Below are 23397 nucleotides of genomic sequence, written 5' to 3'. Positions count from 1 at the left end.
GGCCTTTGCTTCGCTCGGCCCCATGTGGCACAGCCGCTGCGCGGCTGCGCCCCCGTGCCGAGCGCAGGAATGGCGCGTCCGGTTTTCAACGCCCTTCTGGCTGCGCCGAGGAGCGGAGCGTTTCCGGCCTCAGCCCAACGCAAGGAGCCCAGCGATGAACCTCTCGCTGCCCTTCGTGCGCCGCCCCATCGGCACGGTGCTCCTGACCATCGGCGTGGCGCTGGCCGGCATTGCCGCCTTCTTCGTGCTGCCGGTGTCGCCGCTGCCGCAGGTCGACTACCCGGTCATTTCCGTCAACGCGTCCATTCCGGGCGCGAGCCCCGAGACCATGGCCACCAGCGTGGCCACGCCGCTGGAGCGGCACCTGGGCACCATCGCGGGCGTCAACGAGATGACGTCGACCAGCTCGGTCGGCACCTCGCGCGTCACGCTGCAGTTCGACCTGAGCCGCGACATCAACGGCGCCGCGCGCGAAGTGCAGGCCGCCATCAGCGCCAGCCGGGTCGACCTGCCCGCCACGCTGCGCAGCAACCCGACCTACCGCAAGGCGAACCCGGCCTCGTCGCCGGTGATCATCCTGGCGCTCACCTCCAAGACCAAGACGCCGGGCCAGATCTACGACGCGGTCTCCAACATCGTGAGCCAGCGGCTGTCGCAGGTGGAGGGCGTGGGCGACGTCGAAATCGGCGGCGGCTCTCTGCCGGCGGTGCGCATCGAGCTGCTGCCGTTCGCGCTCAACCGCTACGGCATCAGCACCGAGGACGTGCGCGCCGCCATCCAGGCCTCCAACGCCAACCGGCCCAAGGGCATGGTGCAGGGCGAGGGCCGCAAGCTGCAGATCTACACCCAGACGCCGGCCTTGCGCGCGAGCGACTACGCGCCCATGGTCATCGCCTGGCGCAACGGCGCGGCGGTGCGGCTGCAGGACGTGGCCGAGGTGCTCGACGGCGTGGAAGACACGCGCACGCTGGGCCTGTTCAATGGCGAGCCCGCGATCATCGTGCTGATCACGCGGCAGCCCTCGGCCAACATCATCGAGACGGTCGACAGCGTGCGCGCGCTGCTGCCCGAGCTGCAGGCGCAGCTGCCGCCCGACGTCACGCTGCAGGTGGCCTCGGACAGCACCAACTCCATCCGCGGCTCGCTGCGCGAAGTCGAGTTCACGCTGGTCATCTCCGTCATCCTTGTGGTGCTGGTGGTGAGCCTGTTCCTGCGCAGCGTGCGCGCGACCATCGTGCCGGCTGTGGCCACGGTGGCGGCGCTGCTGGGCACCTTCGGGGTGATGTACCTGCTGGGCTTCAGCCTCAACAACCTGAGCCTGATGGCGCTCACGGTGGCCACGGGCTTCGTGGTGGACGACGCCATCGTGGTGCTGGAGAACACCAGCCGGCACATCGAGTCGGGCATGACGCGCATGAAGGCGGCCTTGCTGGGCGCCAAGGAAGTCGGCTTCACCGTGCTGTCGATCAGCGTGTCGCTGGTGGCGGTGTTCATTCCGCTGCTGTTCATGGGCGGGCAGGTGGGGCGGCTGTTCCGCGAGTTCGCGGTCACGCTGTCGGCGGCGGTGATGATCTCGCTCGTCATCTCGCTGACCACCACGCCCATGATGTGCGCCTGGATGCTCAAGCCCGGCGGCGAGCACGACAAGGACAAGCCGCAGGGTCGCCTGGGTCGCATGGCCGCGCGCAGCTACGACTGGGTGCTCAAGCGCTACGAGCACAGCCTCGACTGGGCGCTGGACAGCAAGGGGCTGGTCATGCTGATCCTGGTGGCGGTGGTCGGGCTCAACGTGTACCTGTTCAGCGCCACGCCCAAGGGCTTTTTCCCGCAGCAGGACAGCGGCCAGCTCAACGGCGGCCTGCGCGCCGACCAGAGCATTTCGTCCAAGGCCATGGCCGCCAAGCTGCGCGAGGTGGTCGACATCATCCGCGCCGACGAGGCGGTCGACACCGTGGTCGGCTTCACCGGCGGCAGCCGGGCGGGCGGCGGCTTCATGTTCGTCAACCTGAAGCCGGCCAGCCAGCGCAAGGACAGCGGGCTGGCCGTGATCGCGCGGCTGCGGCCCAAGCTCAATGCGGTGGCCGGCCTGCGCGTGTTCCTGGGCACCGTGCAGGACGTGCGCTCGGGCGGGCGCTCCAGCAACTCGACCTACCAGTACACGCTCAAGAGCGACAGCCTGGCCGACCTGCGCACCTGGGCCTCCAAGCTGGCCGACGAAATGAAGCTGCAACCGGTGCTGACCGACATCGACACCGACCAGACCGAGAACGGCGTCGAGACCATGGCGCAGGTCGACAAGAACACCGCGAACCGGCTCGGCGTGACCTCCACCGCCGTGGACAACGCGCTGTACAACGCCTTCGGCCAGCGGCAGGTCGCGACTATCTACACCGAGCTCAACCAGTACCACGTGATCATGGAATGGGCGCCGCGCTACACGCTCAGCCCCAATGCGCTGAGCGACGTGTATGTGCCGGCCACCAGGACCACGGTGGTGGCGGGGCAGGCGGTGACCACGCAGGTCGCGGCGCCGACCACGACTTCCAACTCGGCGCAGTCGGGCAGCAAGACGGGCACGGGCACGGCCGCGGCTTCCGGTTCGAGCGCGTCCAGCACCTCGGTGCCGGTGTCGGCCAACCCGGCGCTGCGCAATGCCTCGTCGGGCAACGTGCTGAGCAACACGGCCACGTCCCTGGTGCCGCTGTCCGCGGTGGCGAAGTTCTACGAAAGCTCCGTGGCCACTTCGGTCAGCCACCAGGACGGCGAACTGGCGACCACCATCTCATTCAACCTGGTGGAAGGCGCCAACCTTGGCGACGCCCGCGAAGCCATCGCCAAGGCCGAGGCCAACATCGCCATGCCGACCAACGTGCGCGGCGCGTTCGCGGGCACGGCGGCGAGCGCGCAGCAGTCGCAGAGCCAGCAGGCCATGCTGATCCTGGCGGCGCTGGTCGTCATCTACATCGTGCTGGGTATCCTCTACGAGAGCCTGGTGCACCCGATCACCGTGCTGTCGACGCTGCCTTCGGCCGGCGTGGGTGCGGTGCTGGCGCTGCTGATGTTCCGCATGGAGTTCTCGATCATTGCGCTGATCGGCGTGTTCCTGCTGATCGGCATCGTCAAGAAGAACGCCATCCTGATCATCGACTTTGCGCTGGAGGCCGAGCGCTCGCGCGGCCTCAGCCCGCTGGAGGCGGTGCGCGAGGCCTGCCTGCTGCGCTTCCGCCCGATCCTGATGACCACCATGGCCGCCGCGCTGGGCGCGCTGCCGCTGGCCATCGGCTTCGGCGAAGGCGCCGAGCTGCGCCGGCCGCTGGGCGTGGCCATCATCGGCGGGCTGATCGCCAGCCAGATGCTGACCCTGCTGACCACGCCGGTGGTCTACCTGCTGCTGGACAAGCTGCGCCGCCGCAGCGCCCACGAACACGAACTGAGCCGTGCCACGACCGCCTGAGACCATCGCCATGAAAGCACTGCTTCCTTCTTCTCCTTTCCGCGCGCCGGGCCGCCTTTCGCTTTCGGCGCTCGCGCTGGCCGCGCTGCTCGCGGGCTGCTCGGTCGGCCCGCTCTACCACCAGCCCGTGACCGCACTGCCCAACGACTGGAAAGAGCAGAAGGCCGCCGAAGGCTGGCTGCCCGCCGCGCCGGCCGACGCGCTGGACCGCGGCGAGTGGTGGAAGCTGTTCGGCGACCCGACGCTCGACGAGCTGGCCTCGCGGGTGCAGGTGTCGAACCAGAACATCGCCGCGGCGGTCGCCAACTACGCCAATGCGCAGGCGCTGGTACGCGGGCAGCGCGCGGGGCTGTTCCCGCAGGTGTCGCTCAACGGATCCGGCAGGCGCTCGGACACGGGCAGCACCAGCCCTTCCAACGCTTTCTCCGCCACGCTCGACGCGACCTGGGCACCCGACGTCTGGGGCCGGCTGCGCGAGTCGGTGAACAGCGCGTCGGCCAATGCGCAGGCCAGCGAGGCCGACCTGGCATCGGCGCGCCTGTCCGCCATCGGCAACCTGGCCACCAACTACCTGTCGCTGCGCGAGGCCGACGTGGAGATCGGGCTGCTCGACCAGACCATCGAAGGCTACGAACGCGCCTACACCATCACCAGCAACCGCTACAAGGCCGCCATCGCCGCGCAGTCCGACGTGCTGCAGGCGCAGAGCCAGCTGGCCACGGCCCGCGCCACGCGCCTGTCGCTGGTGCGCAACCGCGCCACCTACGAGCACGCCATCGCGATGCTGGTGGGCGCGGTGCCGGCCGATTTCAGCCTGCCGCCCGCGGCGTGGAAGCAGACGGTGCCCGGCATTCCGACCGGCGTGCCTTCGACCCTGCTGCAGCGCCGGCCCGACATTGCGTCCGCCGAGCGCTCGGTGGCCTCGGCCAACTCGCAGATCGGCATTGCGCGTTCCGCCTATTTCCCGAGCTTCAACCTCAGCGCGGCAGTCGGCGGCAGCGCCAGCCGGGTCGGCGACCTGTTCAATGCGTCGAATTCGCTCTGGTCGCTCGGCCTGTCGGCGGCGCAGGTGCTGTTCGACGCGGGCGCCATCTCGGCCAGCGTGGACGCGGCAAAGGCCAGCTACGACGCCAGCGTGGCGCGCTATCGCCAGACCGTGCTCGCCGCGTTCCAGGGCGTGGAAGACCAGCTCACTGCGGGCGCCACGCTGGCGCAGCAGGAGGGCATGTACCGCGAGGCCTCCGCGGCCGCGGACAAGACCGAGCAGATCCTGCTCAACCAGTACCGCTCGGCCCTGGTGGCCTACACCGACGTGGTGACTGCCCAGGTGGCTGCACTGAACGCGCGGCGCACGCTGGTGCAGGTGCAGCTCAACCGGCAGCTTGCTGCCGTCTCGCTGATCCAGGCGCTCGGCGGCGGCTGGCATGCGGGCTGGATGGAAGGCGGGGCGCAGCCAGGGCAGCCTGCCGCCTTGCCGGCCTCACCGGCCTCAGCCGCCAGGCCGTGATCGCCTGATCACCCGGCCCCTGTCGGGGGCGCCGGGTCACGTTCCGATGACGCGTCGCCGGTCAGTGCGCCGGACGGTCCATCGCATGGCCGAGATAGTCCTTGTCGGTCACCAGCACCCACAGCGCCAGCACCAGGATCACCGCGGCCACGAGCACTGCGTTGATCAAGGCCGTTTCCGAGCCGCGGAACCCGACCAGCCAGGGCGACACCGCGAGCCAGGCCGCCAGCGCGACCTCGGTCCATTCTTCCCACTGTCGCGGCACGAAGGTCGCGCCCAGCGCCACGGCGCCCAGCACGATGCCGGTCGCCACCATCGTCCACATCGCGGACTGCATGTCCGAAAAACCCAGGACCCAGGGCGAGACGATGAGCCACGCGCCGGCGACGGCGTTGACTGGATCCTGCCAATGCTTGACTTGTTTCATGGCTGTTACTCCTGTCGCGACAAGGCATCGCGCCAGTTTTTGACCTGCATTTCAGAACGCAGTTCCGTTTTTCAGGCTTCGCCGGGCAGAAACATAAAAAAATGCACCTAAAAGGTGCCGTTTAGTACTTCCCAAGTACGACTACAGTGATTATTCTTAAATGTGTTAGTAAATGTTATAAATTTTTGCCTGTTCATCGAAAAAGTCCGAAAACTGATTTTTACGGAAATCGGGGATATGAAGCTTTGATACCGGGCCGTACCATCCGCGCGGCCCGATCCCGGGCGCACCGTTTCCGATTTCCGATGACCCCCCCAGATACCTCCCGGACACGCGCGTTGTCCGTGGCCGATACGCTGCGCAATCGCATCTTCGACGGTGCGATCGCACCCGGTTCCCACCTGATGGAGATCACCCTCGCCAACGAGTTGGGCGTGTCGCGCACGCCTGTGCGCGGCGCGATGGCGCGGCTGGCCGACGAGGGGTTGCTGGTCTATCTGCCGAACAAGGGTTTCCAGGTGCGCCGCTTCAACGCCAAGGACGTGTTCGACGCCTTCAGCGTGCGCGCCAACCTCGAAGGCATGGGCTGCCGCATCGTCGGCGAGCGCGGGCTGGACGGCTCCGCGCTGGAACAACTGGTGGCCATGCTCGCAGAGCAGCACGAGGTGATGCGCTCCGAGGGCTGGAGCGACGAACGCGCCACGCGCTGGCACGACCTGAACCTCGAATTCCACCGCAAGCTGCTGATGCTGGCCGAGAACCGCTGGCTGAGCGAAGCGGTAGGCCGCGCCTACCAGCTGCCGATCATCTTCGACAGCAATCTGCGCCCGCACAACCGCGACGCGTCGTTGCCGCTCTACCACCGCGCGCAGGCCGAGCGCGCGCTGGAAGAACACCGCCAGATCGTCGAGTCGCTCAGCCGCGGTGAAGCCGTCGACGCCGAGGCGCTCATGCGCGAGCACATCACCGCCAACCGCGACCTGCTGGTGCGCCACCTCGGCAAGCAGAGCGGCCGGGTGCGCGCGCTGGCCTGACCCGCTCGGCCCGGGGTTTCAGCCTCCGCGCACCGCCGGCGGCACCAGGTACGCCCCCGATTCGAACAACTGTGCTTCGGCCTGGTCGATGCGCCGGATACCCGGCTTGCCCGCGCGGCTGGCCAGCAGTTCGACCAGTGCTTCCGTCAACGCAACGCCGGCCGCGACCGACGGGAAGAACGATGGGCTGCTGATGGTGAACAGCAGCGTCTCGTCCGCCAGCAGCGACAGCGGCGAGGCAGCGCTGTCGGTGATGGCGACGATGCGGCAGCCCGCCGCCTTGGCCGCCTCCGTGACCTGCAGCGCCTCGCGCGAGTAGGGCGCGAAGCTCGCGACCACCAGCGCGTCGCCCTTGGCGAAGGCGCGCTGCTGCATCTCCAGCGAGCCGCCCTGGCCGTCGACCAGGTGCACGCTGTCGCGGAAGAGCCGATACACGTAGACGAACGAAAAAGCGATCGGAAAGCAGGCCCGGAAGCCCGCCGCATGCACGGCGGGGGCTTTTTCTATCAGCGCGCAGGCCTTCTGCAGCGCCTGCTCGCTCTGGCGGTGGGTGGCCTCGAGGTTGCGGCGCTGCACCTCGAACATCTCCCCGGTCAGGCTCTTGTCGCTGGCGCGGCCGACCAGCTGCTTGGCGCGCTCGCCGTATGTGTCGGCGTCCAGCCCCATGTCGGCGGCGAACGCCTCCTTCAGCTGAGGCCAGCCCTCGAAGCCCAGGGTCTGCGCGAAGCGCACGAGCGTGGCGGGCGTGCTCTGCGAGCGCGTGCCCACGTTGCGCATCGAGCCGGTGACCACCTCGTTCGGGTGGTCGAGCACGTAGCGCGCCACTTGCTGCAGCGCGGGGCTCAGTTCGTTGAAGCGCTCGCGGATCCGGTCTTTGGCGCCCATGGCGATGTCTCTTCCTGATGGCTTCTGTTGCGGTTGGAACAAATGTACCGGACGAGATCAATCGCGGCAGTTGACGGAACAAATGTTCCAAATAATAATTGGGGCGAAACGTTAGTTCCAAAAAAAAATCCACCGATCCCGCCCGACATGACGCACGTCTTCCACCGCCATCTCCGCCAGACCCCGCCCGTTGCCGCCGGCTCGCACGGCATGTACATCCGCGACCGCGAAGGGCGCGAATACCTCGACGCCTCGGGCGGCGCGGCCGTGTCTTCGCTCGGCCATGCGCATCCCGAGGTACTGGCGGCCATGCATGCGCAGATCGACACGCTGGCCTATGCACACACCAGCTTCTTCACGAGCGACGTGGCCGAGCGGCTGGCCGACGAGCTCATCGGCTCGGCGCCCGGGGGCATGAGCCACGTGTACATGGTGAGCGGCGGCTCCGAGGCGGTGGAGGCGGCGCTCAAGATGGCGCGCCAGTACTTCGTGGAAATCGGCCAGCCGCAGCGCACCCATTTCATCGCGCGACGCCAGAGCTACCACGGCAACACGCTGGGCGCGCTGGCGGTAGGCGGCAACGCGTGGCGGCGCGAGCCCTTTGCGCCCATCCTGGTGCCGGCCACGCATGTGTCGCCGTGCTACCCGTATCGCGAGCAGCGCGCCGGCGAAAGCGCCGAGCAGTACGGCCTGCGCCTGGCGGCCGAGCTGGAAGCAACCATCCTCGCGCAGGGCGCCGGCCGCGTGATCGCCTTCGTGGCCGAGACGGTGGGCGGCGCCACGGCCGGCGTGCTGGCGCCGGTGCCCGGTTATTTCAAGGCGGTGCGCGAGGTCTGCGACAAATACGGCGTGCTGCTGATCCTCGACGAGGTGATGTGCGGCATGGGCCGCACCGGCACGCTGCACGCCTGCGAGCAGGAAGGGGTGGTGCCGGACCTGATGACCATCGCCAAGGGGCTGGGCGGCGGCTACCAGCCGGTGGGCGCGGTGCTGGCGCAGCGCCGCATCGTAGAGGCCATGTCCAAGGGCAGCGGCTTCTTCCAGCACGGTCACACCTATCTCGGCCATCCGATGGCCTGCGCCGCCGCGCTCGCGGTGCAGCAGGTGATACGGCGCGACGGCCTCGTTGCAAAGGTTCGCGAGGACGGCATCGTCTTCGGTGCCATGCTGGCCGAGGCGCTGGGCGCGCATCCGCACGTGGGCGACATCCGCGGCCGCGGCTTCTTCTGGGGCCTCGAGCTGGTGGCCGACCGCGCGGACAAGACGCCGTTCGACCCGGCGCTCAAGGTCCATGCGGCCGTCAAGAAAGACGCGATGGCGCGCGGCCTGCTGTGCTACCCCTTCGGCGGCACGGTCGATGGTCGGCAGGGCGACCACGTGCTGCTGGCGCCGCCCTTCATCGCCACCCGGCAAGACCTGCGGCGGATCGTCGAGCGCCTGGCCGAATCGATCGACGCCGTGACGCGCGCCGCCGCGCGCTGAGCGCCGCTTTCCCCCTTCGCTTTTTTCTTCAACCGTCGTTCCGAGGAGCGTTTCATGCCCAAGCTTCGTCCGCTGTCTTCATGCGGTGCCGCCGCGTTCGCGCTGGTTTTCGCGTCCCTGCTGCCCCTGGGCGCAGCACAGGCGCAGGAGAGCGACACGCTCGCCAAGATCAAGGCCAGCGGCGCCATCACCTTCGGCTACCGCGAGTCGTCATTCGGCTTCTCCTACCTCGACGGCAACCTCAGGCCGATCGGCTACAGCATCGACATCTGCAACCGCATCGTCGACGCGCTGAAGACGGAATTGAAGATGCCGAACATCGACATCAGGTACCAGGCCGTGACCTCCGCCAACCGCATCCCGCTGGTGCAGAACGGCACGGTCGACATCGAGTGCGGCTCCACCACCAACCTGGTCGAGCGGCAGAAGCAGGTGGCGTTCTCGCCGGACATCTTCCGCTACAACGTGCGCATGCTGGTCAAGGCCGATTCGGGCATAAAGAGCATCGCCGACCTGCAAGGCAAGACGGTGGCCACCACCAGCGGCACCACCTCGTTCCGGCTGCTGCGCGAAGCCGACCGCGGCCGCGGCCTCGACGTGACCAACCTCCCGGGCAAGGACCACAGCGATTCCTTCCTGCTGGTGGAAAGCGGCCGCGCCCATGCCTTCGTGCTTGACGACATCCTGCTGGCCGGCCAGCTCGCCAATGCGCGCAACCCGAAGGACTTCACCATCACCGGCGAAAGCCTGCGCACCGAGAACCAGTCGCTGATGTTCCGCAGGGACGACCCGGCCTTCAAGGCGCTGGTCGACCGCGTGGTGTCGGGCATGATGAAGTCGGGCGAGATGGAGAAGCTCTACGCGCGGTGGTTCATGTCGCCGATTCCGCCGAAGGGCATCAACATCAACTACCCGCTCAACGCAGAGACGAGGGACGCGTTCGCGAATCCCTCGTCCAAAGGCATCTGACGCCGACGACCCCATGACCCGCATTGCCCTGATCCACGCGCTCTCGCACTCCGTCGCTCCCATCAACGAGGCCTTCGCGCGCGACTGGCCCGGGGCGCAGCGCATGAACCTGCTCGACGACAGCCTCTCGGCCGATCTCGCGCGGGGCGGCAAGGGGCTCGACGAGGCGATGCACGAGCGCTTCCAGCGCCTGGCGCAGTACGCGGTGGACACCGGGGCGCGCGGCATTCTCTTCACCTGCTCGGCCTTCGGGCCCTGCATCGAGGCGGTGGCGCGGCGGCATGCGGGCATTCCGGTGCTCAAGCCCAACGAGGCCATGATCGACGAGGCGGCGCAAGGGCAGGGCCGGTTGGGGCTGATCGCCACCTTCGCGCCCACGCTGGCGTCGATGCCGCCCGAATTCCCGCAAGGAACGCTGCTCGAACTCGCGCTGGCCGAAGGCGCGCTCGATGCGCTGAACGCCGGCGACGTGCAGCGGCACGACGCGCTCATCGCCGCCCGGGCCGCCGCATTGCGCGAGCGCGGCTGCACGCGCGTGGCGCTGGCGCAGTTCAGCATGGCGCGGGCGCGCGCCGCCTGCGAAGCGGCCAGCGGCCTGCCGGTGCTGACTACCGTCGACAGCGCGGTGCGCGCGCTGCGCCGGCGCTCAGCAGCGTGAGGCGCGCGTGTTTTCGATGACCGAGAACAGCGCCGTCATCGCGATCTGCGCCGCATCGCCGCGGCCCAGCCGGCGCGTGATCAGGCTCTCGCGGTCGGTGCCCTCCAGGCCCTGCGACAGGCGCCGGTAGATGTCCGCCGAAGGCATGGTCGCCGACGTGCCGAGCGCGTCGCAGTAGGTGTCTGCGAGGATGCGTGTGAGCTCCTCGCTCTGCGCGTTCGACAGCTTCATCGGGTCGCCCGCGAAGACGGCGGCAATGCAGCGCAGCAGGTAGGCCTGCGTCTCCAGCGAGAACGACTGCTGCCGCACATAGCACTCGAAGGCGCCCCAGAACAGCGCCTCGGAGGTGCGGCGCCAGCTCTCGAGCACCTTGCGCGCCTTGGCCACCAGGTCGGCATGCGCGTCGCCGGGCTCGGTCGGGCGCAGGGCCAGCCCCTGAAGGGTGAGCGAGACCTCGGGCGCGGCTGCGCCGAGGATGAAGCTCCAGAACTTCCAGCGGGCGTACCACTTCTTGTCGTGCGCCGGGTCCAGCGGCTCGAGCAGCCAGAAGTCGATGCTCTGGGCCGCGTCGGTGCGCTGTCCGGCGGCGATGCCGTCACCCAGGTCCAGCTCCTGCATGACCGATTCCATGCGGTCGGCGGCAATGTGCCCCTGCGCCACGATGCCGGTGCCGTGGCCGGCGCGGTCGATCTCGCGCAGCCGTTGCATCAGTTGGCGCAACTCGCCGGCCGAGGCGCCGGTGGCCCGGACCACCCGCCGCATCGATGCGCACTGCTCCTCCTCGATGTCCCGCGCGTTCTTGCGGCGGTCTTCGCCATGGTCTTCGGCAGTCGAGACATGCTCTTCGAGGCGGTCCGCGAGGGTGGAGGTGGGCATCGGTGAAACTCCCCCGGATCAACCTGTCCGGGCGGTTTCCACTATGGGTCAACGCGGCGCCGCGGCATATCACCTGAACTAGGTATGCTGACCTGCACCTGAACGCCGGCCGCCGGCGCCATCGTGATAATTGCGGCTCTTTCAAGGAGTACGCGTGGACATCGTTTTGCTGGTCAAGGCCGCCATCATGGGCATCGTGGAGGGGCTGACCGAATTCCTGCCGATCTCGTCGACCGGCCACCTCATTCTTGCCGGCTCGCTGCTCGGCTTCGACGACGACAAGGCCAAGGTCTTCGACATCGCCATCCAGACCGGCGCGATCTTGGCGGTGGTGCTGGTCTACTGGGAAAAGATCAGGTCGACCGTGGTCGCGCTGCCCCGGCAGCCCCGGGCGCAGCGGCTGGCGCTGAACATCTTCATCGGCTTCCTGCCGGCGGTGGTGCTTGGCCTGCTGTTCGGCAAGGTCATCAAGGCGCACCTGTTCATCCCGACCGTGGTGGCAAGCACCTTCATCATCGGCGGCTTCATCATTCTCTGGGCCGAAAAGCGGCCGCCGGGCTCGGTGCGCATCGAGCACGTGGACGACATGACGCCCTGGGACGCGCTCAAGGTCGGCCTGGTGCAGTGCTTCGCGATGATCCCCGGCACCAGCCGCAGCGGCTCGACCATCATCGGCGGCATGCTGCTGGGGCTGTCGCGGCAGGCGGCGACCGACTTCTCCTTCTTCCTGGCCATCCCGACGCTCATCGGCGCGGGCGTGTACAGCCTCTACAAGGAGCGCGCGCTGCTGTCGGTGGCCGACATTCCGCTGTTCGCCGTGGGGCTGGTGTTCTCGTTCGTGAGTGCGTGGCTGTGCGTGCGCTGGCTGCTGCGCTACATCAGCACCCACAACTTCGTTCCGTTCGCCTGGTATCGCATCGTGTTCGGCATCGTCGTGCTGGCCACGGCGTGGACCGGCAAGGTGGTCTGGGCCGACTGAGGCAGTGCCGTTCAGGCCTGCGCGGCCAGCGGCATGCGCAGCAGCACATGCGTTTCGCCGGGCCGTGACTGCAGCTGCAGCTGCGCCCCGAGCCGCCGCGCGCGGGCATGCAGGCTGCGCAAGCCGGCGCCGGCGGCCTTCTCCATGCTTTCCACGGCAAAGCCCCGGCCGTCGTCTCGCACGCTGAGCCGAAGCTCCGCACCGGCGCGCGCCACGCTCACGTCCACGCGCCGGCTGCCGCTGTGCTTGAGCACGTTGGTCAACGCCTCCTGCAGGAAGCGCATCAGGTCGAGGCTCTGTGACGCGGGCAGCTCGAGCGTCTCGATGTTCGACACGCTCCAGCGGCAGTCGATGCCGTTGGCCTCCAGCAGCTGCGCGCTGCGGTAGCGCATCGGCGCCAGCAGCTCGCCCAGCGCGCGGGCGCCGTCGTCGCGGCCGGTGGCGTCGATGATCAGCCGCAGGTCGTCGCGCAGATGCTTGAGCATGGCGAGCAGCTCGGGCGCGCCGAGGTCCCCGGGCGTGCGCTCCAGCTTGGCGATGCTGCCCACCAGCATGCCGCCGAGCCCGTCGTGCAGGTCGCTCACCAGGTTCACACGCTCGCCGATGCGCGCATGCGTCAGCTCCAGCGCATGCTGCTGCGCCAGCGTGGCGGCCAGCTCGGCCTTGGCGGCGTTCACTTCCTCGATGAGTTCGGTGTTGAAGTTCTCGATGCGCTCGAGGCTCTTCACGAACTGCGCGGCCAGCGTCAGCGCCATGCCCAGCAGCAGGATGTACGAGGACATCGTCGTGTAGTAGGTGTTGCTGTCGATGATCTGCGTGAACACCAGCAGGTCGTGCGCATCGGTGAGCGCCGACACCGCCATGAACGGGGCGAGCGGGCGCATCGGGCTGTCGCGGTGGCGCAGGGCATGCACGATGGCGGTGCCGTTCACGGCCATGACCGTGAGCCCGCCCACCAGGGTCCAGACGGCGCGGTGCGCGATCAGGTCGGCACCGGGCGCCAGCCACAGGTCGAGCACGCCGGCCATCGCCAGCAGCAGCGCCGCGCCCTCCAGGCGCGGCATGCGCCGCCCGCAGAAGCGCAGCGCGAAGACCACGTAAGACACGCCGAACACCAGCAGCAGGGAAACGTTCAGCGCCTGCCAGCCGTGGTTGCTGGCAAAGGGCCAGGGGCTGGTCGCGATCTGGTTGTAGCCGAACAGCAGCCACAGCACCGACATCAGCGCGAACCAGCCGTAGGCCGTCTCGCGCCGGCGCAGCAGCCACAGCGCGGCGAAGAAGGCCGAGGCCGCTGCGCTCACGGCCAGCCCCAGCACCTGCAGGTCGCGGCGGATCAGGCGCTCCCGCTCGAAATCCGCCTGCATCGCGGCCGGCGTGCCCAGGCTCACCGGCCCCAGCCCGGCCTGGTAGGCGAACAGGCCCGATACCCGCACCAGCAGCGTGTTGGTGCCGGGCCTGAGCAGCGGCGGTGCCAGCAGCCAGTAGCGCGGCGTGTTCCAGGCGCGCGTGAGCGGCTCGACCAGGCTGTCGTCGCGCGAAATCGGCGTGCCGTTGAGCGACACCTCGCCGGCCATGTTCAGGTAGTGCAGCAGCAGGCCGGCTTCGTGCACCTGCGCGGGCTGGTCCCAGGTCAGCCTGTACCAGACCACGCCGTCGAAGCCCGGCCAGCGCGCGGCCCAGCTGTCGGGCAGGGTGACGGGCGTCCAGCCCTCGGCGGGCGGGGCCGTGTCGTTCCAGCCGTTGCCGCGCACGGCCTCCACGCGCAGCGCGGGGGCCTCCGCGCCGGCCTGGGCAAAGGCCGCGGGGGCTGCAAGAAGGAAGAGGAGCAGCGCGCCCGTCAGCGCAGCAAGCCATGCCGCCGCGCCTGGAAGACGGCTTCGGTGCGCGAGTTGACGGCCAGCTTGCGGTAGATGTTCTTGGTGTGGCATTCCACGGTCAGTCTGGAGATCGACAGCGACTCTGCCATGTCGCGGTTGCTCAGGCCCTGCGACACGAGCTCGAGGATCTTGTGCTCGCGGCGCGTCAGCGCGGCCGGCGCCGCTTCGCCGGGGGCGCTGGCCTGTGCGTCGGCCGGTGGCTGCTGCGTCGCGAGCCAGCCGAGGATGTGGCGCGCGATGCTCGGGTCGATGGGCGCGCCGCCTTGCTGGATGCTGCGCAGCGCAATGCCGAGTTCGACGTCGTCGCGCTCCTTCAGCAAATAGCCGATGGCGCCCGCGCGCAGAGCCGCAAAGATGATTTCCTCGGTGCGCCAGGCCGAGATCACCACCGCCGGCACGCGCGGGTGGTGCGCCCGCAACCAGCCGATCAGTTCCACGCCGCTGCCGTCGGGCAGGCCGATGTCCACCAGCACCACGCCGTACTCATGTTCGCCGAGCAGTTGCCGCGCCCCCGCGACGCTGTCGGCAACCGCGATGCGGTTCCCGTCGCAGCCGAGCGTGGACAGCACGTGGCGCAGGCGCTCCTGCATGGCCGGGTCGTCCTCGACGATGAGGGCGGGGCTCAGCGAGACAGGTTCTGCGTCTTCGACAGGGGCTCGGGACATTCGAGGGCTCTTCGGCCGGCGCGGCGCGAGGGTTGGAACGGATCAGCCATTTTCCGTGCTGGACGCCAAGTATGTCCCGGGCAGGCGGCACATGATCGCGTACGGCGAACTCGTGACCGGCTCCAGGTGCCGCGCCGCCGTGCGAAAGCCCAGCCGCTCGTAGAACGCCACGCTGCGCGGCGTGAAGGTTTCCAGGAAGCAGGGCACGCCCGCCGCGTCGACCTCGGCCAGCGTCGGCGCCAGCAGCCGGGCGCCCAGTCCGCGCCCCTGCGCGGCGGGAGAGACGCCCAGGATCGACAGATACCAGGCGCCTTCCGGCACCACGGCCGGCGCACGCGCGGCCATGAATTCGACGATGCGGTGGTAGTTGCCGTGGCCTCGCGGGCCCAGCGTGGCCAGGAGGAATTCGTTCTTCGCCGCCGATTCGGCCGTGTCCACCGCCGCCGCGCGCGGCAGCAGCCAGGCGGCCGCGCCGAGCCGGCCGTCTTCCGTCGCCAGGCAGCGCCCGGTTCGCTCAGCCTCGCCCAGCGAGTAGCCGAAGTAGGAGGCCAGCACCGCCTTGCGGGCGGCCATGTCGTGCTCGAAATCGACGGAGATCGCGAGATAGAAGGGATCGACGATCAGTGCGTCGGCCAGCGCGGGCGTGGAGGGGAATTCGGATTCAGGCTTCTTCATGACCCGCGCGATTCTAGGCAGGGCAACCCCTTTTCCGGGTTTGCCGCGTCTGCCTCAGGCCGGGTCCGCCTTGGCCTTGGAGCGCAGCCTTTTCGCTTCTTGCGCCAGGAAGCGGTACAGCTTCGGGTCGTCGGCGTAGCCCACGTTGAAGCGCAGCCACGGCGTGGGCCGCAGATCGGTGCGAAAGAGGTCGCCCGGCGCCAGCAGAAAGCTCTCGGCAATGGCGCGTTGCGCCAGCGCGCGCATGTCGACATCGTCGCGCTCGAAGCGTGCCCACAGAAACGGCCCGCCCGCCGGCCGCGTGAACAGCTGCATGCCGGCCGCTTCCAGCCGGTCGCACACCGTGCGCTGCGCCGCCTGCAGCTGTTCGGCCAGCTTCGCCACGTGGGCGCGGTACCGGCCCTCGACCAGCACGCCGTGCAGCAGCCGCTCGGTGAGCTCCGAGGTGGTGAGGCTGTTGACCATCTTCTGCAGGATCATCTTCTCGGCGAACTCCTCGCTGCAGGCGACGAAGCCCACGCGCAGCGCGGGCGACACCGTCTTGGAGAAGCTGCCGACATGGATCACGCGGCGCAGCCGGTCGAGGCTCGCGAGCGGGGTGGCCGCGCCCGGCGGCTCCAGGCCGGCCATCACGTCGTTGTCGACGATGTGGAAGTCGAGCTGCTCCGCCAGCCGCAGCATCTGGTACGCCACGGCCGGCGTGCACTGGCTGCCCGTGGGGTTGTGCAGGTTGCCGGACGTGAAGAAGGCCTTGGCGCCGTGGCGCTGCGCCAGCGCCTGCAGCGCCGCGAGGTCGGGGCCGTTCACGGTGCGCTCCACGCCCACCAGCTTCAGGTCCAGCGAGCGCAGCATCGCGTACAGGTTGGTGGAGCCGGGCTCGTCGACCAGCACCACGTCGCGCGGCTGCAGCAAGCAGCGCGCCACCAGGTTCAGCGCCTGCGAGGCGCCGTGCGTCAGCACGATCTGGTGCGGCGCGGTCTCGATGCCCTGCTGCGCGAGCAGCGTCTGTATCTGCTGGCGCAGCGGCAGGTAGCCATAGGGCGTGCCGTAGCTCGCGATGCCGGTGCCCGGCTTGCGCGACAGCGCGGCCAGCGCGCGGCGCACACCGTCCATATGCAGCATCTCGGGCGGGATCCAGCCGCAGCCCGCGTTCAGCAGCGTGCGGTCGTCTTCATACACATGCTTCAGCAGCCACAGCGAGTCGACCGAGGTGCGCCCCAGGAAAGGCTTGCGCCGCGTGGCCGAGCGCTCGGCCTCGGCCACGTAGTAGCCGCTGGCGCGCCGCGCCTCGACATGGCCCTCGGCCACCAGCCGCTGGTAGGCGTTGGTGACGGTCATGGTGCTCACGCCGCAGTCGGTGGCGAGCGCGCGCACCGAAGGCAGCTTGTCGCCGGGCTTCATGGCGCTGGAGGCGATCTGCGCCAGCAGGGCGTCGTAGAGCTGGCGAACCAGCGGCGCGGGCAGCGAAGGATTGACAGTGATCACGGCAAGGCGTGCACGCTTCGTGTGCACGAAAAACCCCAACACGGGGACAAACACGGGGCAGGCGAGCGACTGTTCTACTACAGACGATTCAAACTGTATATATGCATTTGTCCTGTCAGATGACTCAATGGAGCCCTTGCCGTCTTCAGGAAATCACATGCAACCGCAGCTCTTTTCGCCTTCGCGCGCCGTGTTGTCGCGCCGCCTTGCCCGATGGGGCGCCGCCGTGCTCCTGGCCGGCGCGGCCGTCGTTCCCGCCGTGGCGCAGACCACCACGCTCAAGATCATTCCGAGCAGCAACATCACCGTGCTCGACCCGATCTGGACCACCGCCTACGTGACGCGCAACTTCGGATACATGGTGTACGACACGCTCTTCGCCACCGACCTCGAAGGCCACATCAAGCCGCAGATGGTCGACAAGTGGAAGGTGTCGCCCGACAACAAGACCTGGACCTTCACGCTGCGAGACGGCCTGGAGTTCCACGACGGCAAGCCCGTCACCAGCGAGGACGCGGTCGCCTCCATCAAGCGCTGGGCGAGCCGCGACACCTTCGGCGCGCAGCTCGCCAAGGTGACGGAGCGCTACGAGACGCCCGATGCCAAGACCTTTTCCATCGTGCTGAAGGAGCCCTTCGGCCTGGTGCTCGAAGCGCTGGGCAAGCCCTCGTCGAACGTGCCGTTCATCATGCCCAAGCGCATTGCCGACACCTCGGGCGACACGCAGATCAAGGAGTCGATCGGCTCCGGCCCCTACGTCTTCAAGGCCGACGAGTTCCGCCCCGGCGAGCGCGTGGTGTTCACCAAGAACACGCGCTACAAGCCGCGCGCCGAGGCGCCCTCGGGCACGGCCGGCGGCAAGAACGTGTACGTGGACCGCGTGGAGTGGCTCATCATCCGCGACGCGCAGACGCAGATGAATGCGCTGCTCAACGGCGAGGCCGACATCCTCGAGCAGCCCGCCTTCGAGCAATACGCCACGCTGCGCACCAACCCCGACATCAAGCTGATCGACGCGCAGCCCGCGGGCAACCAGTTCATCCTGCGCTTCAACTTCCTGCAGCCGCCGTTCAACAACGAGAAGGTGCGCCGCGCCGCACTGCTGGCGCTGGGGCAGGAAGCCTTCCTGCGCACGCAGGTGGGCACGCCGGGCCTCACACGCTACTGCAAGAGCATGTTCCCGTGCGGCACGCTGTTCGAATCGGAGCAGACCGGCGACTACACCGGCGTGGCCAACCCGCAGAAGGCCAAGGCCCTGCTCGAGGAGGCCGGCTACAAGGGCGAGCCCGTGGTGCTGATGCGCCCGACCGACAACCCGACCATCGGCAAGCTGCCGCTGGTGGCCAAGCAGCAGCTGGAGCAGGCCGGCTTCAAGGTCGACATGCAGTCGATGGACTGGTCCACCCTGGTGGCGCGCCGCGCCAAGAAGGATGCCCCCTCGGCCGGCGGCTGGAGCGCGTTCATGACCTCGTGGACCGCCTCGGACATCCTCAACCCGATCACCATGGCCATGATGAACGCCAGCGGCGACAAGGGCTGGTTCGGCTGGCAGAACGACCCCAAGCTCGAAGAGATCAAGGTGCAGTTCGCCCAGGCCAAGACCGACGCCGACAAGAAGAAGCTGGCGCAGGCCGCGCAGCTGCGCGCCTTCGAGACCGCCACGCACGTGCCTGTCGGCCAGTACAACCAGCCCGCCGCGGTGCGCAAGAACGTGAGCGGCCTGGTGCCGGCCGGCGCGCAGGTGTACTGGAACATCAAGAAGCAATAAGCCCATGCTCACGTTCCTCGGCAAGCGCCTGCTCGCCACGCTGCCGGTGCTGCTGGTGGTGGCGCTCGCGATCTTCATGATCGTGCGCCTCACCCCCGGCGACCCGGCGGCCGTGATCGGCGGCAACAGCGCCACCAACGAAGACCTGGACCGCATCCGCGTGCAGCTGGGCCTGACCCGCCCGCTGTGGGAGCAGTTCGCGATCTGGTGCAACGGCGTGCTGCACGGCGACCTGGGCTTCTCGTTCTTCCTGAACAAGCCGGTGACCGAGCTCATCGGCCAGCGCATGGAGCCCACGCTCTCGCTGGCCGGCGGCACGCTGCTGCTGGCGGTGGCCATCGCGCTGCCGCTGGGCACGCTGGCCGCATGGCGCATGGGCGGCTGGCTCGACAAGGCCGTCATGGCGTTCTCGGTGGCCGGGTTCTCGGTGCCGGTGTTCGTGGTCGGCTATGTGCTGATCTACCTGCTGGCGATGAAGCTGCAGTGGTTTCCGGTGCAGGGCTACCGGCGCATCGCCGACGGCGTGGGGCCGTGGCTGAACCAGCTGGTGCTGCCGTGCCTCACGCTGGCCATCACCTACGTGGCGCTGCTGTCGCGCGTCACGCGGGCGGCGGTGAGCGAGGCGCTGACCGAAGACTACATCCGCACCGCGCGCGCCAAGGGCATCACCGAGCTGGAAGTGCTCAAGCACCACGCGCTGCGCAACGCGGCGGTGCCGGTGGTCACGGTGATCGGCGTGAGCGCGGCGCTGCTGCTGGGCGGCGTGGTGGTCACCGAAACGGTGTTCGCGATTCCGGGCCTGGGCCAGCTCACGGTCGACGCGGTGCTCAACCGCGACTTTCCGGTGCTGCAGGGCGTGGTGCTGTTCTTCGCGGTGGTGTACGTGGCCGTCAACCTGCTGGTGGACCTGAGCTATCTCTTCATCGATCCGCGCATCCGCTATTGATTGAGTGAGTGACTGACTGACATGAGCACCCTGAAAAGACTCTGGCGCAACACCGCCGTGCGCGGCGGCGTCGTCGTGCTGGCCGTGCTGGCGCTGCTGGGCGTGTTCGCGCCCTGGCTAGGTACCTTCGATCCTTCCGCCATGGACCCGAGCTTCATTTCGGTGGGCGCGGGCACCGCGGGGCAGGTGACCATGCCCGACGGCGCGCAGTTCGCCCACACCTTCTGGATGGGCAGCGACAGCGTGGGGCGCGACGTTTGGAGCCGCGTGCTCTATGGCACCCGCATCTCGATGACGGTGGGCCTGTTCACCGCCTTCGTCGCCATTGCCTTCGGCTGCCTGCTGGGCATGCTGGCCGGCTACTTCCGCGCCGTCGACGCGGTGCTGATGCGCGTGATGGACGGCGTGATGGCCATCCCCGCCGTGCTGCTCGCCATCACGCTGGTGGCGGTGCTGGGCGCCAGCCTGCCGACCGTGATCCTGGCCATTGCGGTGCCCGAGGTGCCGCGCGTGACCCGGCTGGTGCGGGCGCTGGTGATGAGCCTGCGCGACGAGCCCTTCGTGGAGGCCGCGCGTGCGCTGGCCACGGCCGACGCGACCATCCTGTGGCGCGACATCCTGCCGAACGCGCTGGCGCCGCTGATCGTGCAGGGCACCTTCATCGCGGCTTCGGCCGTGCTGACCGAAGCGATCCTGAGCTTCCTCGGCCTGGGCCTGCCGTCGGACGTACCGACCTGGGGAAACATCATGGCCGAGGGCCGCGTGCAGTTTTCGCAGAGCCCCGGCAACGTGCTGTTTCCCGCGCTGTTCCTGGTGCCCACGGTGCTGGCCATCAACATGCTGGGCGACGGCCTGCGCGACGTGCTCGATCCAAAGTTTTCCAAGCGCGTGTGAGGCGCCGATCCAATGACTGATTCCAATCGAAGCGCCGCCATCCTCGAAGTGCGCGGCCTGCGGGTCGCGCTGCCCTCCGATGCCGACCGGCCGCATGCCATCGAGCATCTCGACCTGCGCATCGAGGCAGGGCGCACGCTGTGCATCGTGGGCGAGTCCGGCTCGGGCAAGTCGGTGCTGGCCACCACCGTGATGGGGCTGCTGGCCAAGGGCCTGGTGCTCGCGGGCGGCGATGTGGTCCTTTCGGGCGAGAAGCTGGTCGACAACGGCCGCTTCACCTCCGACAAGCGGCTGCGCCAGTTGCGCGGCACCGGCATGGGCATGGTGTTCCAGGAGCCGATGACCGCGCTGAACCCGGTGCTCACCTGCGGCGAGCAGGTCGACGAACTGCTGCGCACGCACACCGCGTGGGGCGCGGCCGAGCGCAAGGCGCACATCCTTTCGATCTTCGAGCGCGTGCGGCTGCCCGACCCGGCGCGCATCCACGGCAGCTACCCGCACCAGCTCTCGGGCGGGCAGCGCCAGCGCATCGTGATCGCGATGGCCATCATTCTGAAGCCGCGCCTGCTGATCTGCGACGAGCCGACCACCGCGCTGGACGTGACCACTCAGGCCGAGATCCTCAAGCTCATCGCCGAGCTGCAGGCCGAGCAGGGCAGCGCCGTGCTCTTCATCACGCACGACATGGGCGTGGTCGCCGAGATTGCCGACGACGTGATGGTGATGCACCGCGGCGCGCTGGTGGAGCAGGGCCCGTGCGAACAGGTGCTGCTCAACCCGCGCGAGGCCTACACCCGCATGCTGCTGGACGCGGTGCCCGGCATGACCCCGCCGCCCGCGCGCGAACTCCCAGGCGGCAAGCCGCTGCTGGCGGGGCAAGGCGTCGGCAAGATCTACACGCGGCGCGACTGGCTCGGCCGCGCGAAGCACAACACCGCGCTGCAGGACGCCAGCGTGGCCGTGCATCGCGGCGAGACGGTCGGCGTGGTGGGCGAATCGGGCTCGGGCAAGTCGACTTTCGCGCGCTGCATGATCCGGCTGATTTCGCCCAGCGCGGGCAGCATCCTCTGGGGCGACGCCGAAGTGCGCGACCTGCCCGAGGGCCGGCTGCGGCCGCTGCGCTCGCGGGTGCAGGTGGTGTTCCAGGACCCGAACCGCTCGCTCAACCCGCGCCGCACGGTGGGCTCGTCGATGGTGGAGGGCGCCATGAACTTCGGGCTGAGCAAGCTGCATGCGCGCCAGACCGCCGAGGAGCTGATGGACCGCATCCAGCTGCCGCGCACCGCGCTCGACCGCTATCCGCACCAGTTCTCCGGCGGCCAGCGCCAGCGCCTGGCCATTGCGCGCGCCATTGCCTGCCAGCCGCAGGTGCTGGTGGCCGACGAGGCCGTGTCGGCGCTCGACGTGTCGGTGCAGGCGCAGATCCTTGATTTGCTGCGCGAGATCCAGCGCGACCTGGGGCTGGGCATTCTGTTCATCACGCACGACCTGCGCGTGGCGGCGCAACTGTGCGACCGCGTGATCGTGATGAGCCAGGGCCGCATCGTGGAGCAGGGCCCCACGGGGCAGGTGTTCGGCGCGCCGGCCAACGACTACACGCGGCGGCTGCTGGCGGCCGCGCCGCGTGCGGAACTCGCGAGCGCACGGTGAGCCGTTGGAGCGCCTGGCGCGCATCGATGGCCGATCCCGTCTGGCGCGGTGCCTTCGCCGAAGGGCGGCGCGACATCGCGGGTGCAGCGCTCGGCACCATGGCCATGGGGCTGGTGGCGGGCGTGGCCATGGCCAAGAGCGGCGTCGGGCTGGGCGTGATCCTGGCCATGTCGCTGTTGGTGTTCGCGAGCGCGTCGCAGCTGGCCTGCCTGCCGCTCATCGCGGCCGGGGCGCCGCTGTGGGTGATCGTGGCGACCGCGTGCGTGCTCAACCTGCGCTTCGTGGTGTTCAGCGTGAACTGGCGCCGCTACTTCGGCGGCCACCGCAGGATGCAGCGGGTGCTGCTGTCGTACCTTGCGGGCGACCCGGTGTATGCCCAGTTCGTGCAGCGCCACCCGCAGCCTCCGCCTTCCGGGCGCACGACGGTGCGCCAGCAGGGCTACTTCCTCGGCCTCGCGCTGACCAACTGGGCGGCGTGGCATGTGGCGTCGCTCGCGGGCATCTTCTTGGCCGACGCCATTCCCGCCGCATGGGGCCTGCGTTTCATCGGCGTGCTGGCGCTGCTGGCCCTCGCGCTGCCGATGCTCACCGACCGCGCGGTGCGCTGCTCCGCGCTGGCGGCCGGCATGGTGGCGCTGGCCACGGCCTCATGGCCGATGGGCCTCAATGTGGTGGCCGCGATCGCCACGGCTTTCGCGGCCGGCACCTTGGCCGACCGCCGGTGGGGTACGCGCTGATGCACCTGGGGCACGATGTGTACGTGTGGCTGGCCGTGGGCGCGCTGGTGGGGGTGACGGTGCTCACGCGCAGCTTCTTCCTGCTGCCCGACAGCGAGCCGAAGTTGCCGGGCTGGCTGTGGCGCGGGCTGCGCCATGCGCCGGTGGCGGCGCTGCTGGCGATGGTGGTGCCCGACGTGTTCCTGAGCAACGGGCGCATGCTGGCCGACTGGCACGATGCGCGGCTCTTTGCAGTGGCCGCCGCATTGACCTACTACCTCGTTCGGCGAAACGACGTGACCGGGACGATTCTTGTCGGCACGGGTACGCTGATGCTTCTGCGACTGGGGTTCGGGTGGGCTTGATGTACCTTGCTGTCGATGTTTCGCATCGTTGTTCGGGGCGCGCTCACGCCGACGGGGTACCTTGCTCCGCGAATGTCCCCCGGCC

Annotated in this window: 20 protein-coding genes; 13 read left to right on the top strand and 7 right to left on the bottom strand. The window is 68.9% G+C overall.

Translation table 11 applies throughout. From position 1 onward, the window contains the following. The first annotated feature begins 154 nt into the window (after window positions 1-154). Window positions 155-3454: an efflux RND transporter permease subunit gene (locus QRN67_RS32785; protein ID WP_285415220.1), complete on the top strand. Its 3300-nt coding sequence runs from the start codon at window positions 155-157 to the stop codon at window positions 3452-3454. Window positions 3455-3464: 10 nt separating this feature from the next. Beyond that, a complete protein-coding gene (locus tag QRN67_RS32780; RefSeq protein WP_285415218.1) occupies window positions 3465-4961 on the top strand; it encodes an efflux transporter outer membrane subunit in 1497 nt (498 codons plus the stop codon). A gap of 61 nt (window positions 4962-5022) precedes the next feature. On the opposite strand, the gene QRN67_RS32775 is transcribed toward QRN67_RS32780, so the two are convergent. Then, entirely contained in the window at window positions 5023-5388 is a 366-nt protein-coding gene (locus QRN67_RS32775; protein ID WP_081266493.1) for an SPW repeat protein, read from the bottom strand. Window positions 5389-5732: 344 nt separating this feature from the next. Here QRN67_RS32775 and QRN67_RS32770 point away from each other — a divergent pair, with 344 nt between their 5' ends. After that, a complete protein-coding gene (locus QRN67_RS32770; RefSeq protein WP_285415222.1) occupies window positions 5733-6422 on the top strand; it encodes a GntR family transcriptional regulator in 690 nt (229 codons plus the stop codon). Between the two features lie 18 nt (window positions 6423-6440). Here the strand turns inward: QRN67_RS32770 and QRN67_RS32765 are convergent, their stop codons facing one another. Further along, window positions 6441-7307, bottom strand: a complete 867-nt coding sequence (locus QRN67_RS32765) for a MurR/RpiR family transcriptional regulator (protein ID WP_285415216.1) — start codon at window positions 7305-7307, stop codon at window positions 6441-6443. 147 nt (window positions 7308-7454) lie between these two features. Here QRN67_RS32765 and QRN67_RS32760 point away from each other — a divergent pair, with 147 nt between their 5' ends. From QRN67_RS32760 to QRN67_RS32750, 3 genes are read left to right on the top strand one after another with little or no spacing between them, the layout of a single operon-like run. After that, entirely contained in the window at window positions 7455-8789 is a 1335-nt protein-coding gene (locus QRN67_RS32760) for an aspartate aminotransferase family protein (protein ID WP_285415214.1), read from the top strand. A 54-nt stretch (window positions 8790-8843) separates the two neighbouring features. Then, window positions 8844-9758, top strand: coding sequence for a transporter substrate-binding domain-containing protein (locus QRN67_RS32755; protein ID WP_285415212.1), 915 nt, complete (start codon window positions 8844-8846; stop codon window positions 9756-9758). Between the two features lie 13 nt (window positions 9759-9771). Beyond that, entirely contained in the window at window positions 9772-10416 is a 645-nt protein-coding gene (locus QRN67_RS32750) for an aspartate/glutamate racemase family protein (RefSeq protein WP_285415210.1), read from the top strand. Here QRN67_RS32750 and QRN67_RS32745 read toward each other — a convergent pair. Beyond that, window positions 10405-11292, bottom strand: a complete 888-nt coding sequence (locus QRN67_RS32745; protein ID WP_285415208.1) for a hypothetical protein — start codon at window positions 11290-11292, stop codon at window positions 10405-10407. The two genes, QRN67_RS32750 and QRN67_RS32745, sit on opposite strands and share 12 nt — an antisense overlap. A gap of 154 nt (window positions 11293-11446) precedes the next feature. Here QRN67_RS32745 and QRN67_RS32740 point away from each other — a divergent pair, with 154 nt between their 5' ends. Then, the gene (locus QRN67_RS32740; RefSeq protein ID WP_285415207.1) at window positions 11447-12271 is read left to right on the top strand and encodes an undecaprenyl-diphosphate phosphatase; all 825 of its coding nucleotides are present in this window, start codon (window positions 11447-11449) and stop codon (window positions 12269-12271) included. Window positions 12272-12282: 11 nt separating this feature from the next. Here the strand turns inward: QRN67_RS32740 and QRN67_RS32735 are convergent, their stop codons facing one another. From QRN67_RS32735 to QRN67_RS32720, 4 genes are read right to left on the bottom strand one after another with little or no spacing between them, the layout of a single operon-like run. Continuing rightward, window positions 12283-14199: a sensor histidine kinase gene (locus QRN67_RS32735; protein ID WP_285415205.1), complete on the bottom strand. Its 1917-nt coding sequence runs from the start codon at window positions 14197-14199 to the stop codon at window positions 12283-12285. Beyond that, on the bottom strand, window positions 14109-14813 hold the full coding sequence (locus QRN67_RS32730; RefSeq protein WP_285415203.1) for a response regulator transcription factor: 705 nt from the start codon (window positions 14811-14813) through the stop codon (window positions 14109-14111). The genes QRN67_RS32735 and QRN67_RS32730 overlap by 91 nt, the downstream gene beginning before the upstream one ends. A gap of 42 nt (window positions 14814-14855) precedes the next feature. Next, window positions 14856-15488 carry a GNAT family N-acetyltransferase gene (locus QRN67_RS32725; RefSeq protein WP_285415201.1) on the bottom strand — a complete coding sequence of 211 codons (633 nt, stop codon included), beginning with the start codon at window positions 15486-15488 and terminating at the stop codon, window positions 14856-14858. A gap of 54 nt (window positions 15489-15542) precedes the next feature. Then, a complete protein-coding gene (locus tag QRN67_RS32720; protein WP_106935047.1) occupies window positions 15543-16973 on the bottom strand; it encodes an aminotransferase-like domain-containing protein in 1431 nt (476 codons plus the stop codon). 157 nt (window positions 16974-17130) lie between these two features. Between QRN67_RS32720 and QRN67_RS32715 the strand changes: the two genes are divergently transcribed. The 6 genes from QRN67_RS32715 to QRN67_RS32690 are packed head-to-tail and all read left to right on the top strand — an operon-like array spanning window position 17131 to window position 23312. Further along, window positions 17131-18741, top strand: a complete 1611-nt coding sequence (locus tag QRN67_RS32715; RefSeq protein ID WP_285415198.1) for an ABC transporter substrate-binding protein — start codon at window positions 17131-17133, stop codon at window positions 18739-18741. A 4-nt stretch (window positions 18742-18745) separates the two neighbouring features. Further along, window positions 18746-19687 carry an ABC transporter permease gene (locus QRN67_RS32710; RefSeq protein WP_081266501.1) on the top strand — a complete coding sequence of 314 codons (942 nt, stop codon included), beginning with the start codon at window positions 18746-18748 and terminating at the stop codon, window positions 19685-19687. Window positions 19688-19708: 21 nt separating this feature from the next. Next, entirely contained in the window at window positions 19709-20581 is an 873-nt protein-coding gene (locus QRN67_RS32705) for an ABC transporter permease (protein ID WP_081266502.1), read from the top strand. A gap of 12 nt (window positions 20582-20593) precedes the next feature. Further along, complete coding sequence (locus QRN67_RS32700; RefSeq protein WP_285415195.1) at window positions 20594-22231, top strand: dipeptide ABC transporter ATP-binding protein; 1638 nt, start codon at window positions 20594-20596, stop codon at window positions 22229-22231. Next, window positions 22228-22968, top strand: a complete 741-nt coding sequence (locus QRN67_RS32695; RefSeq protein WP_285415193.1) for an AzlC family ABC transporter permease — start codon at window positions 22228-22230, stop codon at window positions 22966-22968. Before QRN67_RS32700 ends, QRN67_RS32695 begins: the two co-directional genes overlap by 4 nt. After that, complete coding sequence (locus tag QRN67_RS32690; RefSeq protein ID WP_285415190.1) at window positions 22953-23312, top strand: AzlD domain-containing protein; 360 nt, start codon at window positions 22953-22955, stop codon at window positions 23310-23312. The genes QRN67_RS32695 and QRN67_RS32690 overlap by 16 nt, the downstream gene beginning before the upstream one ends. The last annotated feature ends 85 nt before the right edge of the window (window positions 23313-23397 follow it).

This window comes from Variovorax sp. efr-133-TYG-130 (genome assembly GCF_030208835.1).
Taxonomy (GTDB): Bacteria; Pseudomonadota; Gammaproteobacteria; order Burkholderiales; family Burkholderiaceae_C; genus Variovorax.
This window is presented reverse-complemented; position numbering and strand designations above follow the sequence as displayed.

Excerpts from the sequence above, each read along its gene's own strand:
- QRN67_RS32775 (WP_081266493.1), bottom strand. The coding sequence starts at position 5,388 with ATGAAACAAGTCAAGCATTGGCAGGATCCAGTCAACGCCGTCGCCGGC.
- QRN67_RS32735 (WP_285415205.1), bottom strand. The coding sequence starts at position 14,199 with ATGCCACACCAAGAACATCTACCGCAAGCTGGCCGTCAACTCGCGCAC.
- QRN67_RS32725 (WP_285415201.1), bottom strand. The coding sequence starts at position 15,488 with ATGAAGAAGCCTGAATCCGAATTCCCCTCCACGCCCGCGCTGGCCGAC.
- QRN67_RS32785 (WP_285415220.1), top strand. The coding sequence starts at position 155 with ATGAACCTCTCGCTGCCCTTCGTGCGCCGCCCCATCGGCACGGTGCTC.
- QRN67_RS32780 (WP_285415218.1), top strand. The coding sequence starts at position 3,465 with ATGAAAGCACTGCTTCCTTCTTCTCCTTTCCGCGCGCCGGGCCGCCTT.
- QRN67_RS32750 (WP_285415210.1), top strand. The coding sequence starts at position 9,772 with ATGACCCGCATTGCCCTGATCCACGCGCTCTCGCACTCCGTCGCTCCC.
- QRN67_RS32705 (WP_081266502.1), top strand. The coding sequence starts at position 19,709 with ATGAGCACCCTGAAAAGACTCTGGCGCAACACCGCCGTGCGCGGCGGC.
- QRN67_RS32765 (WP_285415216.1), bottom strand. The coding sequence starts at position 7,307 with ATGGGCGCCAAAGACCGGATCCGCGAGCGCTTCAACGAACTGAGCCCC.
- QRN67_RS32745 (WP_285415208.1), bottom strand. The coding sequence starts at position 11,292 with ATGCCCACCTCCACCCTCGCGGACCGCCTCGAAGAGCATGTCTCGACT.
- QRN67_RS32760 (WP_285415214.1), top strand. The coding sequence starts at position 7,455 with ATGACGCACGTCTTCCACCGCCATCTCCGCCAGACCCCGCCCGTTGCC.
- QRN67_RS32730 (WP_285415203.1), bottom strand. The coding sequence starts at position 14,813 with ATGTCCCGAGCCCCTGTCGAAGACGCAGAACCTGTCTCGCTGAGCCCC.
- QRN67_RS32700 (WP_285415195.1), top strand. The coding sequence starts at position 20,594 with ATGACTGATTCCAATCGAAGCGCCGCCATCCTCGAAGTGCGCGGCCTG.
- QRN67_RS32715 (WP_285415198.1), top strand. The coding sequence starts at position 17,131 with ATGCAACCGCAGCTCTTTTCGCCTTCGCGCGCCGTGTTGTCGCGCCGC.
- QRN67_RS32710 (WP_081266501.1), top strand. The coding sequence starts at position 18,746 with ATGCTCACGTTCCTCGGCAAGCGCCTGCTCGCCACGCTGCCGGTGCTG.
- QRN67_RS32755 (WP_285415212.1), top strand. The coding sequence starts at position 8,844 with ATGCCCAAGCTTCGTCCGCTGTCTTCATGCGGTGCCGCCGCGTTCGCG.